This window comes from Streptomyces griseorubiginosus, from assembly GCF_036345115.1.
Taxonomy (GTDB): domain Bacteria; phylum Actinomycetota; class Actinomycetes; order Streptomycetales; family Streptomycetaceae; genus Streptomyces; species Streptomyces griseorubiginosus_C.
Map to the genome: position 1 here is coordinate 6,383,677 of NZ_CP107766.1, position 14,180 is coordinate 6,397,856.

Below are 14,180 nucleotides of genomic sequence, written 5' to 3' on the forward strand. Positions count from 1 at the left end.
GGAGGACATGCCCTCCGCACTCCCCGACGGCGAACCCGTCCCCGACGACGGCTCGCTCCCCGCGTCCGCGCTCACCGGCTCCGCCGACCGCCCCCTCGGCTTCTACCTGCACGTCCCCTACTGCGCGACCCGCTGCGGCTACTGCGACTTCAACACCTACACGGCGACCGAGCTGCGCGGCACGGGCGGGGTGCTGGCCTCCCGCGACAACTACGCGGACACCCTGATCGACGAGATCAGGCTGGCCCGCAAGGTGCTGGGCGACGACCCGCGGCCGGTGCGGACGGTGTTCGTCGGGGGCGGTACGCCGACGCTCCTGGCCGCCGGGGATCTCGTACGGATGCTCGCGGCGATCCGCGACGAGTTCGGGCTGGCCGAGGACGCGGAGATCACGACCGAGGCGAACCCGGAGTCCGTCGACCCGGTGTACCTCTCCGCCCTGCGCGAGGGCGGCTTCAACCGGGTGTCCTTCGGCATGCAGAGCGCGCGACAGCACGTACTGAAGGTGCTGGACCGCACGCACACCCCCGGGCGGCCCGAGGCGTGCGTGGCGGAGGCCCGGGCGGCGGGGTTCGAGCACGTCAACCTCGATCTGATCTACGGCACCCCGGGGGAGTCCGACGACGACTGGCGGGCGTCCCTGGAGGCGGCGATCGGGGCCGGTCCCGACCATGTGTCGGCGTACGCGCTGATCGTCGAGGAGGGCACCCAGCTGGCCCGGCGCATCCGCCGGGGCGAGGTCCCGATGACCGACGACGACGTGCACGCGGACCGGTACCTGATCGCGGACTCGGTGCTGGCGGGGGCCGGGTTCGACTGGTACGAGGTGTCGAACTGGGCCACCTCGGAGGCGGGCCGCTGCCTGCACAACGAGCTGTACTGGCGGGGCGCGGACTGGTGGGGGGCCGGTCCCGGGGCGCACTCGCACGTGGGCGGGGTGCGCTGGTGGAACGTGAAGCACCCGGGCGCGTACGCGGCGGCGCTGGCTTCGGGGAAGTCGCCGGGGGCGGGTCGTGAGCTGCTCTCGGAGGAGGACCGGCGGGTGGAGCGGATCCTGCTGGAGCTGCGGCTGCGGGAGGGGGTGCCGCTCGGTCTTCTGCGCGAGGAGGGGCTGGCTGCTTCCCGCCGGGCGCTGGGGGAGGGGCTGCTGGAGACCGGGCCGTACGAGGAGGGGCGGGCCGTGTTGACGCTGCGGGGGCGGTTGCTGGCGGATGCGGTGGTGCGGGACCTGGTGGACTGAGCGCCTACGGGGTGGGGGCTGCGTCGTCGGGCGGCTGCGGGTGCGTTGGGGCTGGTCGCGCCCACGCGGCGGAGCCGCATATCGATACAGCCCCGCGCCCCTGGGGAGCGTCACTGAGCTGTGACGAAATCGATCAGTTCCTCCACCCTTCCCAGCAACTCCGGCTCCAGGTCCCTGTACGAGTTCACCCGCTTCAGGATCGCCTGCCACACCGCGCCCGTGTTCTCCGACGGCCAGCCCAGCGCCTTGCACACGCCCGTCTTCCAGTCCTGGCCGTGCGGTACCCGGGGCCACGCCTCGATGCCCAGGGACGACGGCTTCACCGCCTCCCAGATGTCGATGTACGGGTGCCCGACGACCAGCGCGTGCTCGCTGGTCACCGACGCGGCGATCCGGGACTCCTTGCTGCCCGGCACCAGGTGGTCCACCAGGACGCCCAACCGCGCGTCCGGGCCCGGCGCGAACTCGGCCACGATCGCTGGGAGATCGTCCACGCCCTCCAGGTACTCCACGACCACGCCCTCGATGCGCAGGTCGTCGCCCCAGACCTTCTCGACCAGTTCCGCGTCATGGCGGCCCTCGACGTAGATACGGCCGGCGCGGGCCACACGCGCGTGTGCGCCGGGGACGGCCACCGAGCCGGAAGCGGTACGGGACGGTCGTACGGGAGACGCGGCCGCAGGCCGGACCAGGGTCACCACCCGGCCCTCCAGGAGGAAACCGCGGGGCTCCAGCGGGAAGACTCGGTGCTTGCCGAAGCGGTCCTCCAGGGTCACCGTGCCCGCCTCGCAGCGGATCACCGCGCCGCAGAAGCCGGTGCCGGGCTCCTCGACCACCAGGCCGGGCTCCGCCGGCACCTCGGGGACGGGCTTCGGCTTCTTCCACGGAGGGGTCAGGTCGGCGGAGTACTGGCGCATTCGGATGACGATAGGAGAAGCCCGCCGTCGGCTAACGCGACACGCCGAAACGCCTCGCCAGCGCGTCCCGCTGCGCCCGTACGAACGCGGCGTCGACCACCGCTCCGTGACCGGGCACGTACAGCGCGTCCTCGCCGCCGAGGTCGAGGAGGCGGTCCAGGGCGGCCGGCCAGTGCGGCGGTACGGCGTCCGGGCCCGCCTGCGGTTCGCCCGACTCCTCGACCAGGTCGCCGCAGAAGACCACCTCCGGCGAGCCGGGGACGAGGACCGCGAGATCGTGGGCGGTGTGGCCGGGGCCGACGTTGGCCAGCAGGACCTGGCGGCCGTCGCCCAGGTCGAGTGTCCACTCGCCGGAGACGTGATGGCGGGGGGCGACGAGGGCGTCCACCGCCTCGTCGGCGACCGCCGGGTCCAGGCCGTTGCGCACCGCGTCCGCCCGCAGTTCCGCGCGGCCCAGGCGTCCCGCCAGCACCGTCTCCGCGCCCACCGCGCCGAACACCTCCGCCCCCGCGAACGCCGCCGCCCCGAAGACATGGTCGAAGTGGGGGTGGGTCAGCGCGAGATGGGTCACACGGTGGCCGGCGAGTTCCTCGGCCTGGGCACGCAGCCGGGCGCCCTCCGCGAGACCGGAGCCCGCGTCGACCAACAGGGCCGTGCCCGCGCCGATCACCAGGCCCGCCGTACAGTCCCAGCCGGGCAGCCGGCACCGCCCCACGCCGGTCGCGACCCGCTCCCATCCGAGCTCTTCCCAAGTCACCGTCATACCGCGACGCTAACGGCAGGAACCCGCCCCGCAGGACCGACCTTGCCCAGGGAGTACCCCACCGCCGTACACTGGCCCGGGGAGCGCTGGCACTCGGACGGACAGAGTGCCAGGCGAGACGCCAAGGGAACGACTTCTGGAGGTGTGCGCGAATTGCTGAGTGAACGCAGGCTTCAGGTGTTGCGCGCCATCGTCCAGGACTACGTCGGCACCGAGGAGCCGGTCGGGTCGAAGGCCCTGACCGAGCGGCACAACCTCGGGGTGTCGCCCGCGACCGTCCGCAATGACATGGCCGCCCTGGAGGACGAGGGGTTCATCGCCCAGCCGCACACCAGTGCCGGGCGGATCCCCACCGACAAGGGCTACCGGCTGTTCGTCGACAAGCTGGCGGGCGTCAAGCCGATGACCGCGCCCGAGCGGCGCGCGATCCAGAACTTCCTCGACGGCGCCGTGGATCTCGACGACGTGGTGGCGCGGACCGTTCGCCTGCTGGCACAGCTCACGCGGCAGGTGGCGGTGGTGCAGTATCCGTCGCTCACCCGCTCGACCGTGCGGCATGTCGAACTGCTCTCGCTCGCGCCCGCCCGACTGATGCTCGTGCTGATCACGGACACCGGCCGGGTCGAGCAGCGGCTGGTCGACTGCCCGGCGCCCTTCGGGGAGGCCTCGCTCGCCGATCTGCGGGCGCGGCTCAACAGCCGGGTCGCGGGTCGCCGGTTCGCCGATGTGCCGAGGCTGGTCGAGGACCTGCCCGAGGGCTTCGACGTCGAGGATCGGGGTACGGTCGCGACAGTGCTCTCCACTCTCCTGGAGACACTCGTCGAGGAGAACGAGGAGCGGCTGATGATCGGCGGCACCGCCAATCTCACCCGCTTCGGACATGACTTTCCCCTCACCATCCGGCCCGTCCTGGAGGCACTGGAGGAGCAGGTCGTCCTCCTCAAACTCCTTGGTGAGGCCGGGGATTCGGGCATGACCGTCCGTATCGGTCACGAGAACGCCTACGAGGGGCTCAACTCCACTTCGGTGGTGTCGGTCGGCTACGGTTCGGGCGGCGAGGCAGTCGCCAAGCTCGGCGTGGTCGGACCGACCCGCATGGATTACCCGGGAACGATGGGAGCGGTACGCGCAGTGGCACGGTACGTCGGACAGATCCTGGCGGAGTCGTAAGTGGCCACGGACTACTACGCCGTTCTCGGCGTGCGCCGCGACGCGTCGCAGGATGAGATCAAGAAGGCGTTCCGCCGGCTCGCGCGCGAGCTGCACCCGGACGTCAACCCGGATCCGAAGACCCAGGAGCGGTTCAAGGAGATCAACGCCGCCTACGAGGTGCTGTCGGACCCGCAGAAGAAGCAGGTCTACGACCTCGGCGGCGACCCGCTCTCGCAGGCCGGCGGCGGTGGCGCGGGCGGCTTCGGGGCCGGTGGGTTCGGGAACTTCTCGGACATCATGGACGCGTTCTTCGGTACGGCCTCGCAGCGGGGTCCGCGCTCGCGGACCCGGCGCGGCCAGGACGCGATGATCCGCCTGGAGATCGAGCTCGACGAGGCGGCCTTCGGCACCACGAAGGACATCCAGGTCGACACGGCGATCGTCTGCACCACCTGTAGCGGTGAGGGTGCCGCGCCGGGGACCTCCGCGCAGACGTGTGACATGTGCCGCGGTCGCGGTGAGGTGTCGCAGGTGACGCGGTCCTTCCTGGGCCAGGTCATGACCTCGCGCCCCTGCCCGCAGTGCCAGGGCTTCGGCACCGTCGTCCCGACCCCGTGCCCGGAGTGCGCGGGCGACGGCCGGGTCCGCTCGCGCCGCACGCTCACCGTGAAGATCCCGGCCGGTGTGGACAACGGCACGCGGATCCAGCTCGCGGGCGAGGGCGAGGTCGGTCCCGGTGGCGGTCCCGCCGGTGACCTCTACGTCGAGATCCACGAGCTGCCGCACGCGATGTTCCAGCGGCGCGGGGACGACCTGCACTGCACGGTCACCATCCCGATGACCGCGGCGTCGCTCGGCACCAAGGTGCCGCTGGAGACGCTGGACGGCCTGGAGGAGGTCGACATCCGGCCCGGCACCCAGTCCGGCCAGTCGATCCCGCTGCACGGCCGGGGTGTCACGCACCTGCGCGGCGGCGGCCGGGGCGACCTCATCGTCCACGTCGAGGTCCAGACCCCGACCAAGCTGGACCCGGAGCAGGAACGCCTGCTGCGCGAGCTGGCCAAGCTGCGGGGCGAGGAACGGCCGACGGGGCAGTTCCAGCCGGGGCAGCAAGGGCTGTTCTCGCGGTTGAAGGACGCGTTCAACGGGCGTACCTAGGCTGCGGGCTGGCTGCTGGGGGTCCGGGGGTCGTCCCCCGGGCAGACACAGTCAGCCGGGGCAGCAAGGGCTGTTCTCGCGGTTGAAGGACGCGTTCAACGGGCGTACGTGAGTGGTGTGAAGGTCGGATTCGGACTTGTTCGGAGGACGTGACAACATGCCGTCATGTCCTCCGCACTGACCGATCTCTTCCCTCATCCGATCGTGCAGGCCCCCATGGCGGGCGGCGTCTCCGTGCCGCAGCTCGCCGCCGCCGTGTCCGATGCGGGTGGGCTCGGGTTCCTGGCCGCCGGGTACAAGACGGCCGACGGGATGTACCAGGACATCAAGCAGCTGCGCGGGCTCACCCAGCGCCCCTTCGGCGTCAACCTCTTCATGCCGCAGCCCGAGTATGCCGACCCCGCCGCCGTCGAGGTCTACGCCCACCAGCTCGCCGGTGAGGCCGGCTGGTACGACACCGAGCTCGGCGACCCCGACAGCGGACGGGACGACGGCTACGACGCCAAGCTCGCCGTACTCCTCGACAACCCGGTCCCCGTGGCCTCCTTCCACTTCGGCATCCCGAGCGCCGAGGCCCTGGAGTCGCTGCGCCGGGCCGGCACCTTCACCCTGGTCACCGCGACCACCCCGGAAGAGGCCCTCGCCGTCCAGTACGCGGGCGCCGACGCGGTGATCGCGCAGGGCGTGGAGGCCGGCGGTCACCAGGGCACCCACCGGGACATCCCCGAGCAGGACGGCTCCGGCCTCGGACTGCTGTCCCTGGTCGCGCAGATCCGCGAGACCGTGACCATCCCGATCGTCGCCGCCGGCGGCATCATGCGCGGCAGCCAGATCGCCGCCGTCCTCGCCGCGGGCGCGAGCGCGGCCCAGCTCGGCACGGCGTTCCTCGCCACCCACGAGTCCGGCGCCCCCGACGTGCACAAGCAGGCGCTGACCAACCCCCTCTACGTCCGCACCGAGTTGACCCGCGCCTTCTCCGGCCGTCCCGCCCGCGGACTGGTCAACCGCTTCCTGCGCGAGCACGGCCCCTACGCGCCCGCCGCCTACCCCGAGGTCCACCACCTCACCGCGCCGCTGCGGAAGGCCGCCGCCAAGGCCAAGGACCCGCAGGGCATGGCGCTGTGGGCGGGACAGGGCCACCGCATGGCCCGCGACCTGCCCGCGGGGCAGCTCGTGGAGATACTCGCGGCCGAACTCGCGGACGCCCAGACAGCGTTGTCGGCCAAGGGAGGCCTGCGATGACCGCTCCGGTGTTCGTGGTCGAGCACTTCGACACGGGCGGCGGCGGACAGTACGTCCTCGACGGGCCCGAAGGCCGCCACGCCGTCTCCGTGAAGCGGCTCCAGCCCGGCGAGGAGGTCGTCCTCACCGACGGCGCCGGGCGCTACGCCGTGTGCGAGGTGGTCGCCGCCGAGGGCAAGGACCGGCTGGTCGTCCGGTGGGCCTCCGTCGCCGAGGAGCCGGAGCCCGCCCCCCGGATCACCGTCGTGCAGGCCCTGCCCAAGGGTGACCGCGGTGAACTCGCGGTCGAGACCATGACCGAGGTCGGTGTCGACGCGATCGTGCCGTGGCAGGCGGCCCGTTGCATCACCCAGTGGCGGGGCGACCGGGGTCTGAAGGCGCTCGGCAAGTGGCGGGCCACCGCCCGCGAGGCCGGCAAGCAGTCCCGGCGGGTCCGGTTCCCGGAGGTCGCGGACGCGGCGAGCACCAAACAGGTTGCCGCACTTCTCGCCAAAGCCGACTTCGCCGCGGTGCTGCACTCCGACTTCGAGCGCGGCAGCGAGCCGCTGGCCACCGCCGAACTGCCCGCCGAGGGTGAGATCGTGCTGGTCGTCGGGCCCGAAGGGGGCGTGGCCAAGGACGAGTTGGCGCTCTTCGAGGAGGCCGGAGCGCGGGCCTACGTCCTCGGGCCCACCGTGCTGCGGACCTCGACCGCCGGGACCGCGGCGACCGCCCTGCTCCTCGGCCGCACCGGCCGCTGGTCCTGACCCCTGGGAGAACGCCCGTGGAACTCGCCCAAGTACGCCTGCTCGTCACCGACTTCGCCGCCTGCTACCGCTTCTACGCCGAGGTCCTCGGCCTCAAGCCCCAGTCGGGGGCGGCGGACGGGCCGTACGAGAAGTTCAGCCCCGCCACCGGCTCGGCCGGCATCGCGCTCCAGGACCGCTCGATGATGGCCGAGGTCCTGGACGAACTGGGCGACACGGCCACCGGCCACCGCTCCCTGGTCGTGCTCCGCATCGACGACCTGGACAGCTACTGCGAGCAGATCGCCTCCCGCGGCGCCACCCTCCTGCACGGCCCCGCCCCCATGACGGACCGCATGCGCGTAGCCCACCTCAAGGACCCGGAGGGCAACCTGGTGGAGTTGCAGGAGTGGCTGCTGCTGCGCGGCTGAGCACCGCGTCGAACAGCTCCCAGCCGTCCAACTCCTCGGCTCCCGGCAGGAGTCCGCGCTCCGTCGCCTCCTCGACGAGACGGCGTACGGTGCCGGGCTCGTGCAGGTTGAGCGACTTGCCAGGGCCCGTCGCCACGAAGCCGTCGTGCGCGTGGCAGCAGGAGATGCCCCGGCCTTCGCCCTGCCGGAAGACGATCCGGGTGCGGGCCCCGTCGAGGACCAGGTGGAGCACGTCACGGCAGACGTCGCCGTCCCGGTGCTTGTGCCGGAGGTTCCACAGGTAGGTCCGGTCGTCCACGACCAGCCGTCGCGTCGCGTGGTCCTTGCGCATCGGCCCACCGTAGCCCGACCGGCGCGCGGGTGGCCGTATGCGCCCTATCCTCCGGGGCGGGACAGTGGCAGGCTGCCCCCCATGGTGGCGTTGAGGCGGGACTGGCGTCGGCCGCGCGGGGTGCGAGTGGCGGGTGTGGTCGGGGTGGCCGTGCTGGCCGTGGGCGGGGTTTCCGCCTGTGATCCGACCGGGGTGGTCAGTTCCGCGACCGTGTCCTACACCACCGACCAGCTGGTCACCAAGGAGCTCGACCGGCAGAAGGCCGACGTGAGTTGGCTGACCTGTACGGCCTCGTACGACGACGGTGGCCGGACGCCGAGTGCCAGTGTGAATGCCGTTGCCACGGTCGACTGCGACGGCAAGACGCGGGACGGCAAGGACATCACCGTCAAGGGGAAGGTGACCCGGACCGTCAGCGGCGCGTGTGTGCGCGGGGACCTGACCGCCACCGTGGGCGGGAAGCAGTGGTTCCGGGTGAGCGGGCTCGGGGACTGCAATGCCACCCCGACCCCGCCCGTCAACAACCCCCGGCAGCCCGGCCCCACCGTCACCGTGACCGTCACGAAGACCATCTGGTGCCAGCGGGACCCGCAGTGCTGGCCCGACGGCAAGTGATCGAAACCCCTGTGCACGGCGACCGCGCGTGCATAGGGTGATCGGGTGACACAGCCTGCGACGTCTGCATATCTCCGGTTTCCGCATCTGCAGGGCGACTTGGTGGCCTTCACCGCCGAGGACGACGTGTGGCTCGCGCCGCTCGACGGCGGGCGCGCCTGGCGGGTCAGCGCGGACAACGTCCCCGTCACCCACCCCCGCATCTCGCCCGACGGAACCACCGTCGCCTGGACCTCCACCCGCGACGGCGCCCCCGAGGTGCACATCGCCCCGGTCGACGGCGGCCCGTCCAAGCGGCTGACCCACTGGGGCAGTTCCCGCACCCAGGTGCGCGGCTGGACCCCCGACGGCGAGGTCCTCGCGATCACCACCCACGGCCAGGCCAGCCTGCGCCGCAGCTGGGCGCACACCGTCCCGCTCGACGGCGGCCCCGGCACCACCCTGCCCTACGGGCCCGTCGGCCATGTCGCCCACGGCCCCGCGACCGTGCTCCTGTCCGCTCCCATGGGCCGCGAGGCCGCGTGGTGGAAGCGCTACCGGGGCGGTACGGCGGGCAAGCTGTGGATCGACCGCGAGGGCGACGGCGAGTTCGTACGGCTGCACGAGGACCTGGACGGCAACCTGGAGTACCCGGTGTGGGCCGGCGACCGGATCGCCTTCCTCTCCGACCACGAAGGCACCGGCGCCCTCTACTCCTCCCTCGCCGACGGCTCCGACCTGCGCCGCCACACCCCGCTCGACGGCTACTACGCCCGGCACGCGGCCGGCGACGGCACCCGCGTCGTCTACTCCTCCGCCGGCGAGCTGTGGATCCTCGACGACCTCGACGGCGCCGAACCCCGCCGCCTGGAGGTCCGGCTCGGCGGCCAGCGCGCCGACCGGCAGCCGTTCCCGGTCAACGCCGCCCACTGGTTCGGCTCGGCCGCCCCCGACCACACCGGGCGCGGCAGCGCGGTCGCCGTCCGCGGAGCCGTCCACTGGGTCACCCACCGCGCCGGACCGGCCCGCGCCCTCGCCGTCGAACCCGGTGTCCGGGCCCGGCTGCCGCGCACCTTCCGCACGGAGGGCGAGGAGTGGGTGGTGTGGGTGACGGACGCGGAGGGCGACGACGCCCTGGAGTTCGCGCCCGCCACCGGACTCGCCCCCGGCGCCACCCCGCGCCGCCTCGCCGCCGGACAGCTCGGCCGGGTCCTCGGCCTCGCGATGGCCCCCGACGGCAGCCGGGCCGCGGTCGCCGCGCACGACGGCCGCGTGCTGCTCGTCGAGCGGGAGACCGGCGAGGTCCGCGAGGTCGACCGCAGCGAGGACGGCGACGTCCGCGGCCTGACCTTCTCGCCCGACTCGGCCTGGCTCGCCTGGTCGCACCCCGGCCCCGGCCCGCTCGCCCAGCTCCGCCTCGCCAACGCCACCGACCTCTCGGTCACCGAGGCGACCCCGCTCCGCTTCCAGGACTACGCCCCCGCCTTCACCCTCGACGGCAAGCACCTGGCGTTCCTGTCCAACCGCTCCTTCGACCCGGTCTACGACGAGCACGTCTTCGACCTCGCCTTCGTGGTCGGCGACCGCCCGCACCTGATCACCCTCGCCGCGACCACCCCGTCCCCGTTCGGCCCGCAGCGTCACGGCCGCCCCTTCGAGACCCCCGACAAGGACGAGACGCCCGACAGCGAGGGCACCCCGACCACCCGCGTCGACCTGGAGGGCCTCGCCGACCGGATCGTGCCCTTCCCGGTCGAGGCCGGCCGCTACTCCAACCTGCGCGCGGCCAAGGACGGCGTGCTGTGGCTGCGCCACCCCGTCCAGGGCGTCCTCGGCGCCTCCCGGGCCACCCCGGACGACCCCGACCCCAAGACCGACCTCCAGCGCTACGACCTCGCCCAGCAGCGCCTGGAGCACCTCGCCGGCGACGCCGACCACTTCGCCGTCAGCGGCGACGGCAAGCGGGTGCTGCTGTGGACCGACGGCCGCCTGAAGGTCGTACCGAGCGACCGCCGTGCCTCGAACGACGACGACAGCGACACCAACATCAGCGTCGACCTGGGCCGGATCCGCCAGACCGTCGACCCGTCGGCCGAGTGGCGGCAGATGTACGACGAGACCGGCCGCATCATGCGGGACCAGTTCTGGCGGCCCGACATGAGCGGTGTCGACTGGGACGGCGTCCTCGACCGCTACCGCCCCGTCCTGGACCGCCTGGCCACCCACGACGACCTCGTCGACCTGCTGTGGGAGGTGCACGGCGAACTCGGCACCTCGCACGCCTACGTCACCCCGCGCGGAGGCCACGGGCACGGACCCCGGCAGGGACTCCTCGGCGCCGACATCTCCCGCCACGAGGACGGCCCGCGGGGATCGGCGCTGTGGCGCATCGACCGCATCCTGCCGACCGAGACCTCCGACCCCCACGCCCGCTCCCCGCTGGCCGCACCCGGTGTCGCGGTCCGTGCCGGGGACGCGATCGTCGCGGTCGGCGGCCACCCGGTCGACCCGGTCACCGGCCCGGGTCCGCTCCTCGTCGGTACGGCCGACAAGCCGGTCGAGCTGACCATCTCCCCGTCCGGCGGCGGCGAACTGCGGCACGCCGTCGTCGTACCGATCGCCGACGAGGAGCCGCTGCGCTACCACGCCTGGGTCGCCGACCGCCGCGCCTACGTCCACGAGAAGTCGGGCGGACGGCTGGGCTACCTCCACGTCCCGGACATGCAGGCCCCGGGCTGGGCCCAGATCCACCGCGACCTGCGCGTCGAGGTGGCCCGCGAGGGCCTCGTGGTGGACGTCCGCGAGAACCGCGGCGGCCACACCTCCCAACTGGTCGTCGAGAAGCTGGCCCGCAGGATCGTCGGCTGGGCGGTACCGCGCGGGATGCGGCCGTACAGCTACCCGTGGGACGCGCCCAGGGGGCCGGTCGTCGCGGTGGCGAACGAGTTCTCCGGCTCGGACGGCGACATCGTCAACGCGGCGATCAAGGCGCTGGGCATCGGCCCGGTGGTCGGCACCCGCACCTGGGGCGGTGTCATCGGCATCGACAGCCGCTACCGCCTGGTCGACGGCACGCTGATCACCCAGCCGAAGTACGCGTTCTGGCTGGAGGGCTACGAGTGGGGCGTCGAGAACCACGGCGTCGACCCCGACGTGGAGGTGCTGCAACGGCCCCAGGACTACGCGGCGGGCCGGGACGCCCAGCTCGACGAGGCGGTGCGGATCGCTTTGGAGGCCCTGGAGGCCAGTCCTGCGAAGACTCCACCGGCGACGCCTCGTTAAGATGCCTCAGGCCCGCGACGAAAGGAACGACATGGCTGGGGAACCCCAGGACGACTGCCTGTTCTGCAAGATCGTGGCGGGCCAGATCCCGGCGACGATCGTCCGGGAAACCGCGACGACCGTCGCCTTCCGGGACATCAACCCCCAGGCCCCCACCCACGTCCTCGTGATCCCCAAGGCCCACTGGGAGAACGCCGCCGCCCTGGCGACCGGCGCCCCGGAGCTCGCCGCCGACGTCCTGCGCGAGACCCAGGCCGTCGCGGAGGACGAGAAGCTGGAGAGCTACCGGACCGTCTTCAACACCGGCAGCGGCGCGGGCCAGACGGTCTGGCACGCCCACGCCCATGTGATCGGCGGCCGCGGCCTCCAGTGGCCCCCCGGGTGATCCGCCATGTCCGTACGTGAGTTGGTCGTCCTCGGCACCGCCAGCCAGGTCCCCACCCGGCACCGCAACCACAACGGCTACCTGCTGCGCTGGGACGGCGAGGGTCTCCTCTTCGACCCCGGCGAGGGCACCCAGCGCCAGATGCTGCGCGCCGGGGTCGCCGCCCACGACCTGAACCGGATCTGCGTCACCCACTTCCACGGCGACCACTCGCTCGGCCTCGCGGGCGTGATCCAGCGCATCAACCTCGACCGGGTCCCGCACGAGGTAACCGCCCACTACCCGAAGTCCGGACAGCGCTTCTTCGACCGGCTGCGGTACGCGACGGCCTACCGTGAGACGGTCCGGCTGACCGAGGCACCGGTCGCCGAGGACGGGGTGATCGCCCGGACCGGCGACTACACCCTGGAGGCCCGCAGGCTCTCGCACCCCGTCGAGTCCTACGGCTACCTCCTGACCGAACCCGACGGCCGCCGCATGCTCCCCGACCGGCTCGCCGCGCACGGCATCAAGGGACCCGACGTCGGCCGGATCCAGCGCGAGGGCACGCTGAACGGCGTCTCCCTCGACGACATCAGCGAGGTCCGCCGGGGCCAGCGGTTCGCGTTCGTCATGGACACCCGGCTCTGCGACGGCGTCCACGCCCTCGCGGACGGCGTCGACATGCTCGTCATCGAGTCGACCTTCCTCGACGAGGACGAGCAACTCGCGGTGGAGCACGGTCACCTGACGGCAGGTCAGGCCGCGAAGGTCGCGCGGGACGCCGGCGTACGGCATCTCGTGCTCACCCACTTCAGCCAGCGCTACTCGGACCCGGACGAGTTCGAGCGGCAGGCCCGGGCCGCCGGGTACGAGGGCGAGCTGACCGTGGCCCATGACCTGCTGCGGGTGCCGGTTCCGAAACGGCGATAGAGCAGCCGTACGATGCTTTGATGTCCCTCCCCAAAGCTGAACTGCACCTGCACATCGAAGGCACCCTGGAGCCGGAGCTGGCGTTCGAGCTGGCCGCGCGCAACGGCGTCGAGCTGCCGTACGCCTCCACGGACGAGCTCCGCAAGGCGTACGACTTCGAGGACCTCCAGTCCTTTCTGAACCTGTACTACGAGCTCATGGCCGTCCTGCGCACCGAGCGGGACTTCGAGGACCTGGCGAACGCGTATCTCGCCCGAGCCGCGGTGCAGGGGGTGCGGCACGCGGAGATCTTCTTCGACCCGCAGGCGCATGCCGTGCGGGGTGTGGAGATGGGGACGGTCGTCGAGGGGCTGTGGCGGGCGCTGGGCCGCAGTGCGGAGCGGCACGGTGTCACCACCCAGCTGATCATGTGCTTCCTGCGGGACGAGTCCGCGGAGTCGGCGATGGAGACGCTCGAGGCCGCGAAGCCGTATCTCGACCGGATCGTGGGCGTCGGGCTCGACTCCGCCGAGGTGGGGCATCCGCCGGTGAAGTTCCGTGAGGTGTACGAGGCCGCCGCCGCGCTGGGGCTGCGGCGGGTGGCTCACGCCGGGGAGGAGGGGCCGCCGGAGTACATCGTCGAGGCGCTGGATGTGCTCGGGGTGGAGCGGGTCGACCACGGGTTGCGGTGTGTGGAGTCGCCGGAGCTGGTGGCTCGTCTGGTGCGGGATCGCGTGCCGCTGACCTTGTGCCCCTTGTCCAACGTGCGGCTTCGGACGGTTGATGTGCTGGGGGATCATCCGTTGCCGGCGATGCTGGATGCGGGGCTTCTGTGCACGGTGAACTCTGACGATCCGGCGTATTTCGGGGGGTACGCGGGGGACAACTTCGAGGCGGTGCGCTCGGCGCTGGGCCTGGGCGAAGAGCGGTTGCGGGAGTTGGCCCGGAACTCCTTCCTTGCGTCCTTCCTTGAGCATGATGAGGAGCTGCGGGCTCGGTATCTGGCGGAAGTTGATGCGTACGAGTTCTGAGGTGCGTTGTCGGGTGCGGGTGCTTCGTGGCTTGTCGC

The 14,180-nt window shown here is 72.3% G+C and carries 14 protein-coding genes; 11 read left to right on the plus strand and 3 right to left on the minus strand.

Going from position 1 to position 14,180, the window contains the following annotated elements:
• The first annotated feature begins 7 nt into the window (after nucleotides 1–7).
• The gene (hemW, locus tag OHN19_RS28880; RefSeq protein ID WP_330266993.1) at nucleotides 8–1,240 is read left to right on the plus strand and encodes a radical SAM family heme chaperone HemW; all 1,233 of its coding nucleotides are present in this window, start codon (nucleotides 8–10) and stop codon (nucleotides 1,238–1,240) included.
• A 110-nt stretch (nucleotides 1,241–1,350) separates the two neighbouring features.
• On the opposite strand, the gene OHN19_RS28885 is transcribed toward hemW, so the two are convergent.
• The gene (locus OHN19_RS28885; RefSeq protein ID WP_330266994.1) at nucleotides 1,351–2,157 is read right to left on the minus strand and encodes a DUF3097 domain-containing protein; all 807 of its coding nucleotides are present in this window, start codon (nucleotides 2,155–2,157) and stop codon (nucleotides 1,351–1,353) included.
• Nucleotides 2,158–2,188: 31 nt separating this feature from the next.
• Nucleotides 2,189–2,920, minus strand: coding sequence for an MBL fold metallo-hydrolase (locus OHN19_RS28890; RefSeq protein ID WP_330266995.1), 732 nt, complete (start codon nucleotides 2,918–2,920; stop codon nucleotides 2,189–2,191).
• Between the two features lie 153 nt (nucleotides 2,921–3,073).
• Here OHN19_RS28890 and hrcA point away from each other — a divergent pair, with 153 nt between their 5' ends.
• The 5 genes from hrcA (at nucleotide 3,074) to OHN19_RS28915 (ending at nucleotide 7,628) form a co-directional block, all read left to right on the plus strand.
• Nucleotides 3,074–4,090, plus strand: coding sequence for a heat-inducible transcriptional repressor HrcA (gene hrcA, locus OHN19_RS28895; protein ID WP_020136235.1), 1,017 nt, complete (start codon nucleotides 3,074–3,076; stop codon nucleotides 4,088–4,090).
• On the plus strand, nucleotides 4,091–5,230 hold the full coding sequence (gene dnaJ, locus OHN19_RS28900; protein ID WP_330266996.1) for a molecular chaperone DnaJ: 1,140 nt from the start codon (nucleotides 4,091–4,093) through the stop codon (nucleotides 5,228–5,230).
• 165 nt (nucleotides 5,231–5,395) lie between these two features.
• Complete coding sequence (locus tag OHN19_RS28905) at nucleotides 5,396–6,472, plus strand: nitronate monooxygenase (RefSeq protein WP_330266997.1); 1,077 nt, start codon at nucleotides 5,396–5,398, stop codon at nucleotides 6,470–6,472.
• Nucleotides 6,469–7,218, plus strand: a complete 750-nt coding sequence (locus OHN19_RS28910) for a 16S rRNA (uracil(1498)-N(3))-methyltransferase (protein ID WP_330266998.1) — start codon at nucleotides 6,469–6,471, stop codon at nucleotides 7,216–7,218. Before OHN19_RS28905 ends, OHN19_RS28910 begins: the two co-directional genes overlap by 4 nt.
• Nucleotides 7,219–7,235: 17 nt before the next feature.
• Complete coding sequence (locus tag OHN19_RS28915) at nucleotides 7,236–7,628, plus strand: VOC family protein (RefSeq protein ID WP_330266999.1); 393 nt, start codon at nucleotides 7,236–7,238, stop codon at nucleotides 7,626–7,628.
• Here the strand turns inward: OHN19_RS28915 and OHN19_RS28920 are convergent.
• Nucleotides 7,570–7,959: a hypothetical protein gene (locus OHN19_RS28920; protein ID WP_330267000.1), complete on the minus strand. Its 390-nt coding sequence runs from the start codon at nucleotides 7,957–7,959 to the stop codon at nucleotides 7,570–7,572. The genes OHN19_RS28915 and OHN19_RS28920 overlap by 59 nt on opposite strands.
• Before the next feature lie 81 nt (nucleotides 7,960–8,040).
• On the opposite strand from OHN19_RS28920, the gene OHN19_RS28925 reads away from it, so the two are divergent.
• The 5 genes from OHN19_RS28925 to OHN19_RS28945 all read left to right on the plus strand — a co-directional run bounded on the left by OHN19_RS28925 (nucleotide 8,041) and on the right by OHN19_RS28945 (nucleotide 14,142).
• Nucleotides 8,041–8,574 carry a hypothetical protein gene (locus OHN19_RS28925; protein ID WP_330267001.1) on the plus strand — a complete coding sequence of 178 codons (534 nt, stop codon included), beginning with the start codon at nucleotides 8,041–8,043 and terminating at the stop codon, nucleotides 8,572–8,574.
• Nucleotides 8,575–8,676: 102 nt separating this feature from the next.
• Entirely contained in the window at nucleotides 8,677–11,835 is a 3,159-nt protein-coding gene (locus tag OHN19_RS28930) for a S41 family peptidase (RefSeq protein WP_419249540.1), read from the plus strand.
• Between the two features lie 31 nt (nucleotides 11,836–11,866).
• On the plus strand, nucleotides 11,867–12,220 hold the full coding sequence (locus OHN19_RS28935; RefSeq protein ID WP_330267003.1) for a histidine triad nucleotide-binding protein: 354 nt from the start codon (nucleotides 11,867–11,869) through the stop codon (nucleotides 12,218–12,220).
• 6 nt (nucleotides 12,221–12,226) lie between these two features.
• Nucleotides 12,227–13,132, plus strand: a complete 906-nt coding sequence (locus tag OHN19_RS28940) for a ribonuclease Z (RefSeq protein ID WP_330267004.1) — start codon at nucleotides 12,227–12,229, stop codon at nucleotides 13,130–13,132.
• A 20-nt stretch (nucleotides 13,133–13,152) separates the two neighbouring features.
• Nucleotides 13,153–14,142: an adenosine deaminase gene (locus OHN19_RS28945; protein WP_330267005.1), complete on the plus strand. Its 990-nt coding sequence runs from the start codon at nucleotides 13,153–13,155 to the stop codon at nucleotides 14,140–14,142.
• Nucleotides 14,143–14,180: the final 38 nt, after the last annotated feature.